Annotated in this window: 12 protein-coding genes; 11 read left to right on the forward strand and 1 reads right to left on the reverse strand. The window is 70.7% G+C overall.

Annotated features, from left to right (window positions below; genetic code table 11):
• The first annotated feature begins 30 nt into the window (after positions 1–30).
• Together AB0N81_RS28365 and rpsD are read left to right on the forward strand one after the other, a co-directional pair.
• Positions 31–1392, forward strand: coding sequence for a replication-associated recombination protein A (locus AB0N81_RS28365; protein ID WP_365363144.1), 1362 nt, complete (start codon positions 31–33; stop codon positions 1390–1392).
• Positions 1393–1762: 370 nt separating this feature from the next.
• Positions 1763–2377, forward strand: coding sequence for a 30S ribosomal protein S4 (rpsD, locus tag AB0N81_RS28370; RefSeq protein ID WP_125511570.1), 615 nt, complete (start codon positions 1763–1765; stop codon positions 2375–2377).
• On the opposite strand, the gene AB0N81_RS28375 is transcribed toward rpsD, so the two are convergent.
• Positions 2365–4497 carry an AAA family ATPase gene (locus AB0N81_RS28375; RefSeq protein ID WP_365363146.1) on the reverse strand — a complete coding sequence of 711 codons (2133 nt, stop codon included), beginning with the start codon at positions 4495–4497 and terminating at the stop codon, positions 2365–2367. The genes rpsD and AB0N81_RS28375 overlap by 13 nt on opposite strands.
• A 173-nt stretch (positions 4498–4670) precedes the next feature.
• Here AB0N81_RS28375 and AB0N81_RS28380 point away from each other — a divergent pair, with 173 nt between their 5' ends.
• From AB0N81_RS28380 to aroB, 9 genes are all read left to right on the forward strand, one after another.
• Positions 4671–5129, forward strand: coding sequence for a DUF948 domain-containing protein (locus tag AB0N81_RS28380; protein ID WP_365363148.1), 459 nt, complete (start codon positions 4671–4673; stop codon positions 5127–5129).
• A gap of 7 nt (positions 5130–5136) precedes the next feature.
• Positions 5137–5496 (forward strand): DUF6167 family protein, encoded by a 360-nt coding sequence (locus AB0N81_RS28385; protein ID WP_365363151.1) that lies wholly within the window; start codon positions 5137–5139, stop codon positions 5494–5496.
• Complete coding sequence (gene alaS / locus AB0N81_RS28390; RefSeq protein ID WP_365363153.1) at positions 5496–8165, forward strand: alanine--tRNA ligase; 2670 nt, start codon at positions 5496–5498, stop codon at positions 8163–8165. The genes AB0N81_RS28385 and alaS overlap by 1 nt, the downstream gene beginning before the upstream one ends.
• A 20-nt stretch (positions 8166–8185) precedes the next feature.
• Positions 8186–8650 carry a Holliday junction resolvase RuvX gene (gene ruvX / locus AB0N81_RS28395; RefSeq protein ID WP_365363368.1) on the forward strand — a complete coding sequence of 155 codons (465 nt, stop codon included), beginning with the start codon at positions 8186–8188 and terminating at the stop codon, positions 8648–8650.
• Positions 8651–8774: 124 nt separating this feature from the next.
• On the forward strand, positions 8775–10523 hold the full coding sequence (gene mltG, locus AB0N81_RS28400; RefSeq protein ID WP_365363155.1) for an endolytic transglycosylase MltG: 1749 nt from the start codon (positions 8775–8777) through the stop codon (positions 10521–10523).
• A complete protein-coding gene (locus AB0N81_RS28405) occupies positions 10520–11350 on the forward strand; it encodes a shikimate dehydrogenase (protein WP_365363157.1) in 831 nt (276 codons plus the stop codon). Before mltG ends, AB0N81_RS28405 begins: the two co-directional genes overlap by 4 nt.
• 169 nt (positions 11351–11519) lie before the next feature.
• Positions 11520–12704, forward strand: a complete 1185-nt coding sequence (aroC, locus tag AB0N81_RS28410; RefSeq protein WP_365363159.1) for a chorismate synthase — start codon at positions 11520–11522, stop codon at positions 12702–12704.
• Complete coding sequence (locus tag AB0N81_RS28415; RefSeq protein WP_365363162.1) at positions 12701–13216, forward strand: shikimate kinase; 516 nt, start codon at positions 12701–12703, stop codon at positions 13214–13216. Before aroC ends, AB0N81_RS28415 begins: the two co-directional genes overlap by 4 nt.
• The gene (gene aroB, locus AB0N81_RS28420; protein ID WP_365363164.1) at positions 13213–14310 is read left to right on the forward strand and encodes a 3-dehydroquinate synthase; all 1098 of its coding nucleotides are present in this window, start codon (positions 13213–13215) and stop codon (positions 14308–14310) included. Before AB0N81_RS28415 ends, aroB begins: the two co-directional genes overlap by 4 nt.
• Positions 14311–14412 lie beyond the last annotated feature (102 nt).

Genomic DNA, 14412 nt, shown 5'->3' on the forward strand with positions numbered 1-14412 from the left:
TTGTCAGTGGGGTGACATAGGGTTCTTGACGTGGAGCCCGACCTGTTCACCGCCGCAGCCGAAGACCGCCAGGAGAAGGACCCGTCCAGCAGTCCCCTGGCCGTCCGGATGCGCCCGCGTACCCTCGACGAAGTCGTCGGCCAGCAACATCTGCTGAAGCCGGGCTCGCCCCTGCGCCGCCTCGTCGGCGAGGGAGGCGGGGGCCCCGCCGGGCCCTCGTCGGTCTTCCTGTGGGGCCCGCCGGGCATCGGCAAGACCACTCTCGCGTACGTCGTCTCGAAGGCCACGAACAAGCGCTTCGTCGAGCTCTCCGCGATCACCGCGGGCGTGAAGGAAGTGCGCGCCGTCATCGACGGCGCCCGCAGGGCGATGGGCGGCCACGGCAAGGAGACCGTCCTCTTCCTCGACGAGATCCACCGCTTCAGCAAGGCCCAGCAGGACTCCCTGCTGCCCGCCGTGGAGAACCGCTGGGTCACACTGATCGCGGCGACCACCGAGAATCCGTACTTCTCGATCATCTCCCCGCTCTTGTCCCGCTCCCTGCTCCTCACCCTCGAACCGCTCACGGACGACGACCTGCGAGCTCTGCTGCGCCGGGCGCTCATCGACGAACGGGGTCTCGCGGGCGCGGTCGAACTGCCCGCGGAGGCCGAGGAGCACCTGCTGCGCATCGCGGGCGGTGACGCCCGGCGCGCGCTCACCGCGCTGGAGGCGGGCGCGGGCTCGGCCCTCGCCAAGGGCGAGCGGGAGATCACCCTCCAGACCCTGGAGGAGTCGGTCGACCGGGCCGCGGTGAAGTACGACCGCGACGGCGACCAGCACTACGACGTGGCGAGTGCCCTCATCAAGTCCATCCGCGGCTCGGACGTCGACGCCGCCCTGCACTACCTGGCCCGCATGATCGAGGCCGGCGAGGACCCCCGCTTCATCGCCCGGCGCCTGATGATCTCCGCCAGCGAGGACATCGGCCTCGCCGACCCGACGGCACTGCCGACCGCGGTCGCCGCCGCCCAGGCCGTCGCCATGATCGGCTTCCCGGAGGCCGCGCTCACCCTCAGCCACGCCACGATCGCCCTGGCCCTCGCCCCCAAGTCGAACGCCGCGACGATCGCCATCCAGCAGGCCCAGGCCGACGTCCGCGGCGGCCTCGCCGGACCCGTCCCGCCCCACCTGCGCGACGGCCACTACAAGGGCGCGGCCAAGCTGGGCCACGCCCAGGGGTACGTGTACCCGCACGACGTCCCCGGCGGCATCGCCGCCCAGCAGTACGCACCGGACACCATCGAGGGCAAGCGCTACTACCAGCCCACGAGGTACGGAGCGGAGGCGCGGTACGCCGACGTGGTCGAGCGGGTCCGCTCCCGCCTCAAGGGCGAGCAGCCCGAGAGCTAGCCGAAAGGGCCCGGGCTGAGGCACCGTGCCGCACCCGGTACACTTGCCCGAAGTGCTGCGTCCCGTGTCCGGTCTCGTACCGGCACCACCAGAGCGGGACATCCAGCCGGAACCCCCACCGCCGCGAGGCAAGGGGGATCCAGGAGCGTCGCGCACCGTCGAAGGTGTCGCGGGCAGCCCACCACCACCTCGGAGCCCCGGGAATCGGTCGGTGGGCCACTCGCGTGCTGCACATAGTGCCCAGACCAGGGAGCGGCTGCCTCAGGAGCCACGGCTTTCGAGCCCGGCCCACGAGGTTTCCCAGGCTGCGGATGCGACCTCCCCTAACCACTGGTGAAGCCGATTTCACAGAGAACAGAGAGGTTGGTTCATGCCGAACCAGTCCCGCCCCAAGGTCAAGAAGTCGCGTGCCCTCGGCATCGCGCTGACCCCGAAGGCCGTCAAGTACTTCGAGGCCCGCCCCTACCCGCCGGGCGAGCACGGCCGTGGGCGCAAGCAGAACTCGGACTACAAGGTCCGTCTGCTCGAGAAGCAGCGTCTGCGCGCGCAGTACGACCTGTCCGAGCGCCAGCTGGTTCGCGCCTACGAGCGTGCCTCCAAGACGCAGCTCAAGACCGGTGAGGCCCTGGTCATCGAGCTGGAGCGTCGTCTCGACGCCCTGGTTCTGCGTTCGGGCATCGCCCGCACGATCTACCAGGCCCGCCAGATGGTCGTGCACGGCCACATCGAGGTCAACGGCGGCAAGGTCGACAAGCCGTCGTACCGCGTCCGTCCCGACGACGTCGTGATGGTCCGCGAGCGCAGCCGCGAGAAGCCGCTGTTCCAGGTCGCGCGCGAGGGTGGCTTCGCCCCCGACGGCGAGATCCCGCGCTACCTCCAGGTGAACCTGAAGGCCCTGGCCTTCCGCCTGGACCGCGACCCGAACCGCAAGGAGATCCCCGTGATCTGCGACGAGCAGCTCGTCGTCGAGTACTACGCCCGCTGACCCGGACGTAGCTCACCCTGCTGCAGCCCGTCGCCTCCCCGCCCTTCCTGGCGGGGCAGGCGGCGGGTTCGGTCGTTTCCGGGGCCGCTGCGCATCGCACGGGTCACCGCCGCGTCCAGCTCGAGCTCCGCACCGGCCCGCACACACTCCTCGTACCGCTCGTCGCCGAGCTCCTCGCGGGCCTGCCGCTCGCACAGCACGTGCGGCCCGCCGAAATGCACCGAGCCGAACAGCGGCAGACCCACCGAGGTCCAGATGCGGGACGCCGCGCCCTGCAGCACCGCCGCCTCCGTCGGGTCGCCCTCCGTCGCGGTGAACAGCGCCAGCAGCTCGATGCAGAGGACCGTGCCGAGCAGATCGTGAAAACGGTGGTCGAGGTCCAGCGACTCCACGAGCAGCTCCCGCGCCTTCTGCGCCTCACCGCGGGTCCACGCCGCGTAGCCGAGGACATAGAGCGCGTACGTGAGGGTCCAGCGCTCGCCGTGGTCCTCGCAGACACGGCGTACGTCCTCGCAGAGCTCCACCGCGACGCCGAGCTCGCCGCGGAAGGCCAGCGCCATGGCCAGCTCCGCCTGCCCCATCAGGACATTGCTGTTGAGCTCACCGATCTTCCGGTACTGCTCCAGGGCCGAGCGCAGCAGCGTCTCCGCGCGCGGCAGGTCGTCCGTGACCAGGGCCAGACAGCCGATGCGGTGCTCCGCGTACGCCGCGGCGATCGCGCTGCCCGTGCGCTCCGCGCCGTCACGGCACTCGTGCAGCGCGGCCAGCGCGGCGACGGCGTCGCCCTGCAGCACCGCCACATAACCGAGCACCCACAGCGCCTTGAGCCGCGAGTCGTCGTGCCCGCCGTCGAGCTCCAGGGCCCGGTCGAGCCAGTGCCTGCCCTCCGCGAGCCGGCCGCAGCCCGCCCAGTAGAACCAGAGCGTGCCGGCGAGGTACTGCCCCAGATGGGCCTCGTCTTGCTCGGTCAGACAGAACTCCAGCGCGGCCCGCAGATTCGGCAGCTCGGCGTCGACGAGCGCGGCGACCTCCGGCTGGCGCGGCGAGAACCAGTCCAGCTCGCACCAGGTGGCGAGCCCCATGTACCAGTCGCGGTGCCTGCGCCGCAGCCGCGCGCCCTCGCCCGCCGCCTCCAGCCAGTCGGCCCCATAGGCCCTGACCGTGTCGAGCATGCGGTAGCGCACGCCCGCGGGCCCCTCCTCGCGGTTCAGGACGGACTGCGCGAGAAGCTCGTCCAGGACGTCGAGCACGTCTTCGGCGGGCAGGCCGTCCCCGGCACAGACGTACTCGACGGCCTCCAGGTCGAACGGTCCGGCGAACACCGAGAGTCGCGACCACAGCAGCCGCTCCCGCGGCGCGCACAGCTCGTGGCTCCAGCCGATGGCCGTCCGCAGCGTCTGGTGGCGCGCCGGCGCGTCGCGCCGGGCGCCGGTGAGCAGCCGGAACCGGTCGTCGAGGCGGGCGAGCAGCTGGGCGGGCGAGAGCGCCCGGAGCCGCCCCGCGGCCAGCTCCACGGCGAGCGGAATCCCGTCGAGGCGGCGGCACAGCTCCATGACGTCCGAGCGGTTGCCGTCGTCGACGGCGAAGCCGGGCAGCCCGGCCGTCGCCCGGTCGGTGAAGAGCGCGGCCGCGTCGGGGCCGGGCAGCGGCGCGAGGGGCAGGAGCCGTTCGCCCTCGGTCTCCAGCGGCCTGCGCCCCACGGCGAGCACCCGCAGACCGGGGGAGTGCACCAGCAGGTCGCGCACCAGTGCGGCACAGGCGTCGACGAGGGGCTCGAAGCCGTCGACGACGAGGAGCAGCTCCCGCTCCGCGAGGTGCCCGAGCAGCACCTGGCGCGGGGGCCGCTTCGTGTGGTCCGTCAGCTCCAGGGCCTCGGCGAACGCGTGCTCCAGCAGGTCCGGGTCGCGCAGCGCCGTGAGATCCACCAGCCAGGCGCCGTCGCGCAGCCGGCTCCTCGCCGCGGCCCGCGCGGCCAGCCGGGACTTGCCGACGCCGCCGACCCCGGTCACCGTGACCAGCCGCCCTGCCTCCAACGCGGTGGCCAGCTCGGCGAGTTCGGTCCCGCGCCCGACGAAGGCGTTCAGTTCCAGGGGAAGGTTGCCGGACTGAGAAGGTCGCATGGGGTACGGAGCGTACTCAGTCGTATGCGGTCCGTACAATCTCCTCGGGTAACTCCTGGGCAAACGGCGGGGAATGCGGTACGGAGCGACGCCCCCGGCGCGATAGGGTCGGAGGACGACTTTTCGATGTTCGGGTACGAAGTTCAGGGACGAGATTCAGGGAGCGGTGCCAAGTGTCCGGTGGAGAGGTTGCCGGGGTCCTGGTGGCCGTCTTCTGGGCGATCCTGGTCTCCTTCCTCGCGGTGGCACTGGCGAGGCTGGCCCAGACGCTCAGGGCGACCACCAAGCTCGTGGCGGACGTGACCGAGCAGGCGGTCCCCCTCCTGGCGGACGCCTCCACTGCGGTGCGCTCGGCGCAGACGCAGATCGACCGTGTCGACGCCATCGCCTCCGACGTCCAGGAGGTCACGTCGAACGCGTCGGCGCTGTCCACCACGGTCGCCTCGACCTTCGGCGGCCCGCTGGTCAAGGTGGCCGCGTTCGGATACGGCGTGCGCAGGGCCATCAGCCGCAAGGCCGCCCCCGAGACAAAGGACATGCCCGCCAAGCCGTCCCGTCGTACGGTGATCGTGGGCCGCACCGTCCCGTCCGCGCGCCGGACCAAGCGGGCCAACCGGAGTAAGAGGGACTGACGCAGCGATGTTCCGCCGTACGTTCTGGTTCACCGCGGGCGCAGCCGCCGGCGTATGGGCCACCACCAAGGTCAATCGCAAGCTCAAGCAGCTGACCCCCGAGAGCCTCGCCGCGCAGGCGGCGAACAAGGCGATCGAGACGGGCCACCGCCTGAAGGACTTCGCGCTCGACATCCGCGACGGCATGGCCGAGCGCGAGGCCGAACTGGGCGAGGTGCTGGGGCTGCGGGACCACCCCGACGCCGAGCTGCCCGCCCCGCCTCGCTACGCGGTCATCGAGAGCCCCAGCAGCAAGAACGACATGAAGACGCAGTACAAGAAGACGCAGTACAAGAAGACGCAGTACAACCGGAATGAGGACCACTGATGGAGTCGGCTGAAATCCGCCGCCGCTGGCTGAGCTTCTTCGAGGAGCGCGGGCACACCGTCGTCCCTTCGGCGTCGCTCATCGCGGACGACCCGACTCTGCTGCTCGTCCCGGCCGGCATGGTGCCGTTCAAGCCCTACTTCCTGGGTGAGGTCAAGCCGCCCGCGCCGCGCGTCACCAGCGTGCAGAAGTGCGTGCGCACGCCCGACATCGAAGAGGTCGGCAAGACCACCCGCCACGGCACGTTCTTCCAGATGTGCGGCAACTTCTCCTTCGGCGACTACTTCAAGGAGGGCGCCATCACGCTCTCCTGGGAGCTGCTGACCAGCCCGGTCGACAAGGGCGGCTTCGGCCTCGACCCCGAGCGCCTGTGGATCACGGTCTACCTCGACGACGACGAGGCCGAGCAGATCTGGCGCGAGAAGGTCGGCGTTCCCGCCGAGCGCATCCAGCGCCTGGGCAAGAAGGACAACTTCTGGTCCATGGGCGTGCCCGGCCCCTGCGGTCCGTGCTCCGAGATCAACTACGACCGCGGCCCCGAGTTCGGCGAAGAGGGCGGCCCCGCCGTCAACGACGAGCGCTACGTGGAGATCTGGAACCTGGTCTTCATGCAGTTCGAGCGCGGCGCGGGCGAGGGCAAGGAGGACTTCCCGATCCTCGGCGAGCTGCCGTCGAAGAACATCGACACGGGCCTCGGCCTCGAGCGTCTCGCCATGATCCTCCAGGGCGTACAGAACATGTACGAGACGGACACCCTGCGCGTCGTCATGGACAAGGCCACCGAGCTCACCGGCGTGCGGTACGGCGCGGAGCACGGCTCGGACGTCTCCCTGCGCGTGGTCGCCGACCACATCCGTACGTCCACGATGCTCATCGGCGACGGCGTCACCCCCGGCAACGAGGGCCGCGGATATGTGCTGCGCCGCATCATGCGCCGCGCCATCCGCAACATGCGTCTGCTCGGCGCCACAGGCCCGGTCGTCAAGGATCTCGTCGACGTCGTGATCGAGACGATGGGCCAGCAGTACCCGGAGCTCATCACCGACCGCAAGCGCATCGAGACCGTCGCCCTCGCCGAAGAGGCCGCCTTCCTCAAGGCCCTCAAGGGCGGCACGAACATCCTCGACACCGCCGTCACCGAGACCAAGGCCGCCGGCGGCAAGGTCCTCTCCGGCGACAAGGCGTTCCTGCTGCACGACACGTGGGGTTTCCCCATCGACCTCACCCTGGAGATGGCGGCCGAGCAGGGCCTCTCTGTGGACGAGGACGGCTTCCGCCGCCTCATGAAGGAGCAGCGGGACCGCGCCAAGGCCGACGCCAGGGCCAAGAAGACCGGCCACGCCGACCTGCACGCCTACCGCGAGATCGCCGACGCCTCCGGCGCCACGGACTTCACGGGTTACTCCCTCACCGAGAACGAGGCCCAGATCGTCGGCCTGCTGGTCAACGGCGTCTCCTCGCCCGCCGCCACCGAGGGCGACGAGGTCGAGATCGTCCTCGACCGCACCCCGTTCTACGCCGAGGGCGGCGGCCAGATCGGCGACACCGGCCGCATCCGCCTGGACAGCGGCGCCGTCGTCGAGATCCGCGACGTGCAGAAGCCGGTGCCCGGCGTGCACGTCCACAAGGGCGTCGTCCAGGTCGGCGAGATCACCGTCGGCGCCCCGGTGTGGGCGACCATCGACGCCCACCGCCGCCGCGCCATCGCCCGTGCCCACTCCGCCACGCACCTCACCCACCAGGCGCTGCGCGACGCGCTCGGCCCGACGGCCGCCCAGGCCGGTTCCGAGAACCAGCCCGGCCGCTTCCGCTTCGACTTCGGTTCGCCGTCCGCCGTGCCCACGGCCGTGATGACGGATGTCGAGCAGAAGATCAACTCGGTGCTCTCCAGGGAACTGGACGTCCAGGCCGAGGTCATGTCGATCGACGACGCCAAGAAGCAGGGCGCCATCGCCGAGTTCGGCGAGAAGTACGGCGAGCGCGTGCGCGTCGTCACCATCGGCGACTTCTCCAAGGAGCTGTGCGGCGGTACGCACGTCCACAACACCGCCCAGCTGGGTCTGGTGAAGCTCCTCGGCGAGTCCTCCATCGGCTCCGGCGTGCGCCGCATCGAGGCGCTGGTCGGCGTCGACGCGTACAACTTCCTCGCCAAGGAGCACACGGTCGTCGCCCAGCTCCAGGAGCTGGTCAAGGGCCGTCCGGAGGAGCTCCCCGAGAAGATCTCCGGCATGCTCGCCAAGCTGAAGGACGCCGAGAAGGAGATCGAGAAGTTCCGCGCGGAGAAGGTCCTCCAGGCCGCCGCCGGTCTGGTCGAGTCCGCCAAGGACGTACGCGGTGTCGCCCTCGTCACCGGCCAGGTGCCGGACGGCACGGGCGCCGACGACCTGCGCAAGCTGGTCCTCGACGTGCGCGGCCGCATCCAGGGCGACCGCCCGGCCGTCGTCGCGCTCTTCGCCACGGCCAACGGCCGCCCGCTGACGGTCATCGCCACCAACGAAGCCGCCCGTGAGCGCGGCCTCAAGGCCGGCGACCTGGTCCGTACGGCGGCCAAGACCCTCGGCGGCGGTGGCGGCGGCAAGCCGGACGTCGCCCAGGGCGGCGGCCAGAACGCGGCCGCGGTGCCCGAGGCCATCGCCGCAGTCGAGCGCCTCGTCACCGAGACGGCCTGATGACCGAGCCTGCACAGGGCATGCGCCGCGGTCGTCGGCTCGCCATCGACGTCGGTGACGCCCGGATCGGGGTCGCCTCGTGCGACCCCGACGGGATCCTGGCCACGCCGGTGGAGACGGTGCCGGGACGCGACGTCCCGGCGGCGCAGCGCCGGTTGAAGCAGCTCGCCGAGGAGTACGAGCCGATCGAGATCGTCGTCGGCCTCCCTCGCTCCCTCAACGGGGGCGAGGGTCCGGCGGCCGCCAAGGTCCGCGCGTTCACCCAGGACCTCGCCCGCATGGTCGCCCCCATTTCGGTGAGGCTCGTGGACGAGAGGATGACCACAGTGACGGCCAGTCAGGGACTGCGCGCCTCCGGCGTGAAGTCCAAAAAGGGCAGGTCTGTCATCGATCAGGCGGCGGCCGTGATCATCCTTCAGCAGGCCCTGGAGTCCGAACGGGCGTCAGGTAAAGCTCCCGGCGAGGGCGTCGAAGTGGTCATCTGATCGCGATACGGTAACGTTCCGCGCGATGCGGCGGTGTTCGAACAGCTGCCGCACAGCATCAAGAGGCGGAACGGTTGCCCGGCCATCCAGACGGCGGCCCCGCCTCGCGGCATGTAGGGGATCGATGACTGAGTATGGCCGGGGCCCAGGCTCCGAACCGTGGCATCCGGAGGACCCGTTGTACGGGGACAGCGGATGGGGAGGACAGCAGCCCGCGGGCGGCACGTCCACCTACGGCGGCCAGGGGCAGTACCACCCTCAGCAGCCGCACCAGCATCAGCAGGCGCCGCCGCACCAGTCCCCGTACGGCGGTGACTGGAGCACCGGGCAGCAGCAGGCCTACGAACAGCATCAGCAGTACGGCGGTCAGCAGCAGTACGACGGAGACCCGGGTCAGGGCTACAACGGTGGTTCGGACCAGGGGTACGACGGCGGCCAGGGCCAGGGCCAGGGCCAAGGTCAGGGTCAGGGCCAGGGTTACAACGGTGGCTGGGACACCGGTCAGCAGGGGCAGGTCCCTTACGGCACGGACCCGATGGACCCCTACGCCGGCCAGCAGGCCGGATACGGCTCGGAGAGCCACGACTACTACTCCACGCCCGACGCCTACTCGCCGCCGGAGCCGCCCGGTCGCCGACGCCCGGCCGCACCCCCCGCCCCCGAGTCCGAGGCCGACTGGGACCCGGGCCCCGACCAGGGCGAGCACGCGTTCTTCGCGGGCGACGACTCCGATGACGACGACGAGCCCGGCCGCCGTGGCGGCCGAGGGGACCGTCGAGGCCGTGGCGGAAAGAAGCCCAAGAAGCGCCGCAACGGCTGCGCCTGTCTGGTCGTCACCCTGGTCTTCGCGGGCGGCCTCGGCGGCGTCGGCTATTTCGGCTACCAGTTCTATCAGGATCGTTTCGGCACGGCGCCGGACTTCGCGGGCGAGGGGTCGGGGACGGCCGTCGTCGACATCCCCAAGGACTCCGGCGGTTACGCGATCGGGCAGAAGCTCAAGGACGCGGGCGTCGTCAAGAGCGTCGACGCGTTCGTCTCCGCCCAGGGGCAGCACCCGGACGGGCAGTCCATTCAGTCGGGCGTCTACACGCTCAAGAAGCACATGTCCGCCAAGAGCGCCGTCGCGCTGATGCTCAGTCCGAAGAGCCGCAGCAATCTCATCATTCCCGAGGGCCGGCGGAATGTATGGGTCTACGAGCAGATCGACAGCCGCCTCAAGGTGGCCAAGGGCACCACGGAAAACGTCGCCAAGAAGGAATGGCGGAGTCTCGGACTTCCTGCCTGGGCGAATACGAACAAGGACGTCAAGGACCCCCTGGAAGGATTCCTCTATCCCTCCAGCTATCCGGTCGCCAAGGGTCAGAAGCCCGCTGACGTCCTCAAGAAAATGGTCGCCCACGCGACGGAGAAGTACGATGAGCTCGGCCTCGCCTCGAAGGCCAAGGACCTGAACCTCAAGAACCCGCTCGAACTTCTCACCGTGGCGAGCCTGGTCCAGGCCGAAGGCAAGTACAAGCACGATTTCGAGAAGGTCGCCACGGTCGTCTACAACCGTCTCAAGCCCAACAACACCGAGACGTACGGCCTGTTGGACTTCGACTCGACGGTCAACTACCTGCGCGGGAAGTCCGAGTTGGCGACGGGCTCGGTCGACGACCTCCGCAAGCTCCAGGACCCCTACAACACGTACAAGATCAAGGGCCTGCCGCCCGGGCCGATCGGAAACCCGGGCGAGGTCGCGCTGAATTCGGCACTGCATCCCGCCAAGGGCGACTGGTACTACTTCGTCTCCGTCAGCGAGGACAAGACACTCTTCGCCGAAACGAACGAGGAACAGAACAGGAACCGCGAGAAATACCTGAAGGGGCAATGAGCGCGCAGAAGCGACGAGCCGCAGTCCTCGGCTCCCCGATCGCCCATTCACTCTCCCCGGTGCTGCACAGTGCGGCATATGAGGAGCTGGGTCTCGGCGACTGGACGTACGACCGTTTCGAGATCGACGAGGCGGCGCTGCCCGACTTCGTCGAGAAGCTCGGTCCCGAATGGGCGGGGCTCTCGCTGACGATGCCGTTGAAGCGGGCGATCATGCCGCTGCTCGACGAGATCAGCGAGACCGCGGCGTCCGTCGAGGCGGTGAACACGGTGGTGTTCGGCGCCGACGGGCGGCGCACCGGCGACAACACCGACATCCCCGGCATGGTCGCCGCGCTCCACGAACACGGCATCGAGCAGGTCGAGTCCGCCGCGATCCTCGGCGCCGGCGCCACCGCGTCCTCCGCGCTGGCCGCGCTCGCCCGGATCTGCACGGGCGAGGTCGTCGTCTACGTCCGCAGCGACACCCGCGCCGCCGAGATGCGGCAGTGGGGCGAGCGGCTTGACGTGGAGGTCAGGACCGAGGCCTGGGAAGACGCCCGCGAGGCGCTGACCGCGCCCCTGGTGATCGCCACGACCCCGGCGGGCACCACGGACCCGCTGGCCGGCCTGGTGCCGGAGCGGCCCGCCACCCTCTTCGACGTGCTGTACTACCCGTGGCCCACCGACCTCGCGGCGCGCTGGTCGGCGTACGGCGGGGCGGTCGTCAGCGGCCTCGACCTGCTCGTCCACCAGGCCGTGCTCCAGGTCGAGCAGATGACGGGCCGCGCCCCCGCGCCGCTCGCCGCCATGCGCAAGGCGGGGGAGCGCGCGCTCGCCGCACGGTGAATCCCTGGTCGCGCCGTGGTCGAGGCGCGGCCGAGGGCGTCCGTCAGTTGGACCGGACGCCGGGTCACGCCTCGGCTCGTGGGAGGATCGGTGGTGGCGGGCCAGGGCCGCGCACCCGGCCGCGCCGTCGAAGACCGCAGTTCGAGGCGCGAGCATGAGGAGCACACCGTTGAGCAGGTTGCGTTGGCTGACCGCGGGGGAGTCGCACGGACCCGCGCTTGTCGCGACGCTGGAGGGTCTTCCCGCCGGCGTGCCGATCACGACGGAGATGGTGGCGGATCATCTGGCGCGGCGGCGGCTGGGGTACGGCCGCGGTGCGCGGATGAAGTTCGAGCGTGACGAGGTCACGTTCCTGGGCGGCGTGCGGCACGGACTGAGCATGGGCTCGCCGATCGCGGTCATGGTGGGCAACACGGAGTGGCCCAAGTGGGAGCAGGTCATGGCGGCCGACCCGGTGGATCCGGAGATCCTCGCCGACCTGGCCCGCAACGCCCCGCTGACCCGGCCCCGACCGGGCCACGCCGACCTCGCGGGGATGCAGAAGTACGGCTTCGACGAGGCCCGTCCCGTCCTGGAGCGCGCCTCCGCCCGCGAGACCGCGGCGCGCGTCGCGCTCGGTGCGGTGGCCCGCTCGTTCCTGAAGGAGACGGCCGGGATCGAGATCGTCTCGCACGTCACCGAGCTGGCTGCCGCGAAGGCGCCCTACGGCGTCTACCCCACCCCCGCGGACGTCGAGAAGCTGGACGCCGACCCGGTCCGGTGCCTGGACGCCGACGCGTCGAAGGCGATGGTCGCGGAGATCGACCAGGCCCACAAGGACGGCGACACCCTGGGCGGCGTCGTCGAGGTGCTCGCCTACGGAGTCCCGGTCGGGCTCGGCTCGCACGTGCACTGGGACCGGCGGCTCGACGCCCGGCTCGCTGCCGCGCTCATGGGCATCCAGGCGATCAAGGGTGTCGAGGTCGGCGACGGCTTCGACCTCGCGCGCGTGCCGGGCTCCAAGGCGCACGACGAGATCGTCACCACCGAGGACGGCATCAGGCGCACCTCCGGCCGCTCCGGCGGTACCGAGGGCGGGCTGACCACGGGTGAACTGCTGCGCGTACGGGCGGCGATGAAGCCGATCGCTACGGTGCCGCGGGCGCTCGCGACCATCGACGTGGCCACGGGCGAAGCGGCGAAGGCCCACCACCAGCGCTCCGACGTGTGCGCGGTTCCGGCGGCGGGCATCGTGGCCGAGGCCATGGTGGCGCTGGTCCTGGCCGACGCGGTGACGGAGAAGTTCGGCGGGGACAGCGTGCCCGAGACGCGGCGCAACGTGCGGTCCTACCTCGACAACCTGCAGATCCGGTGAGCGGTCCGCGCATTGTCCTCGTCGGCCCGATGGGCGTGGGCAAGACCACGGTCGGCGAGCTGCTCGCCGACCGTCTCGGCGTCTCGTTCCGGGACACCGACGCCGACATCGTGACCGCGCAGGGCCGGGAGATCTCCGACATCTTCGTCGACGAGGGCGAGGCGTACTTCCGCGGCCTGGAGCAGGCCGCCGTCGCCACCGCCCTCGGGGAGCACGACGGTGTCCTCGCGCTCGGCGGCGGCGCCGTCCTCGACGAGTCGACGCGCGCGCTGCTCTGCGAGCACCCCGTCGTCTGCCTCTCGATGGACGTGGAGGAAGCCGTCAAGCGCACGGGGCTCAACCAGGCGCGCCCGCTGCTCGCGGTCAACCCGCGCAAGCAGTGGCGCGAGCTGATGGAGGCCCGCCGCCCCCTGTACGCGGAAGTCGCCCGCGCGGTCGTCGCCACCGACGGCCGCACCCCCGAAGAGGTCGCCCAGGCGGTCCTCGACGCACTGGAGTTGAAGGAAGCATGACGACGGAGCAGACCCCCACCCGTATCCACGTCGGTGGTACCGCCGGCACGGATCCGTACGAGGTCCTGGTCGGTCGGCAGCTCCTCGGTGAGCTGCCCGGCCTCATCGGCGACCAGGCCAAGCGGGTCGCCGTGATCCACCCCGAGGCGCTCGCCGAGACCGGCGAGGCGCTCCGCCAGGACCTCGCCGACCAGGGGTACGAGGCCGTCGCCATCCAGGTGCCGAACGCCGAGGAGGCCAAGACCGCCGAGGTCGCGGCGTACTGCTGGAAGGCGCTCGGCCAGTCCGGCTTCACCCGCAGCGACGTCATCGTCGGCGTCGGCGGCGGTGCCTCCACCGACCTCGCCGGGTTCGTGGCCGCGACCTGGCTGCGCGGGGTCCGCTGGATCGCCGTGCCGACCACCGTGCTCGGCATGGTGGACGCGGCGGTCGGCGGCAAGACCGGCATCAACACCGCCGAGGGCAAGAACCTGGTGGGCTCCTTCCACCCGCCGGCCGGGGTCCTCTGCGACCTGGCGGCGCTCGACTCGCTCCCCGTGAACGACTACGTCTCCGGGCTCGCGGAGATCATCAAGGCCGGTTTCATCGCCGACCCGGTGATCCTGGAGCTCATCGAGGCGGACCCGCAGGCGGCGCGTACGCCGGCCGGGCCGCACACCGCCGAGCTCATCGAGCGCTCCATCAAGGTCAAGGCCGAGGTCGTCTCGGGCGACCTCAAGGAGGCGGGCCTGCGCGAGATCCTCAACTACGGGCACACTCTCGCGCACGCCATCGAGAAGAACGAGCGCTACAAGTGGCGGCACGGTGCCGCCGTCTCCGTGGGCATGCACTTCGCGGCCGAACTCGGCCGTCTGGCGGGCCGCCTCGACGACGCGACGGCCGACCGGCACCGCACGGTCCTCGAATCGGTCGGTCTGCCGCTGACCTACCGCTACGACCAGTGGCCCAAGCTGCTCGAGACGATGAAGGTCGACAAGAAGTCCCGCGGTGACCTGCTGCGCTTCATCGTCCTCGACGGGCTCGGCAAGCCGACCGTACTGGAGGGCCCCGACCCCGCGGTACTGCTCGCCGCGTACGGCGAAGTGGGCCAGTAGCAGCCCTTCGGTACCTTTTGCGTGGCATCCGGATCCGGCCACGGGCACCTCTCGGCCTCCCCGGCCGTTCACACAACAGCGGCCGGGGACGGTACCGTTCGG

The organism is Streptomyces sp. NPDC093510 (genome assembly GCF_040683555.1).
Classification (GTDB): domain Bacteria; phylum Actinomycetota; class Actinomycetes; order Streptomycetales; family Streptomycetaceae; genus Streptomyces.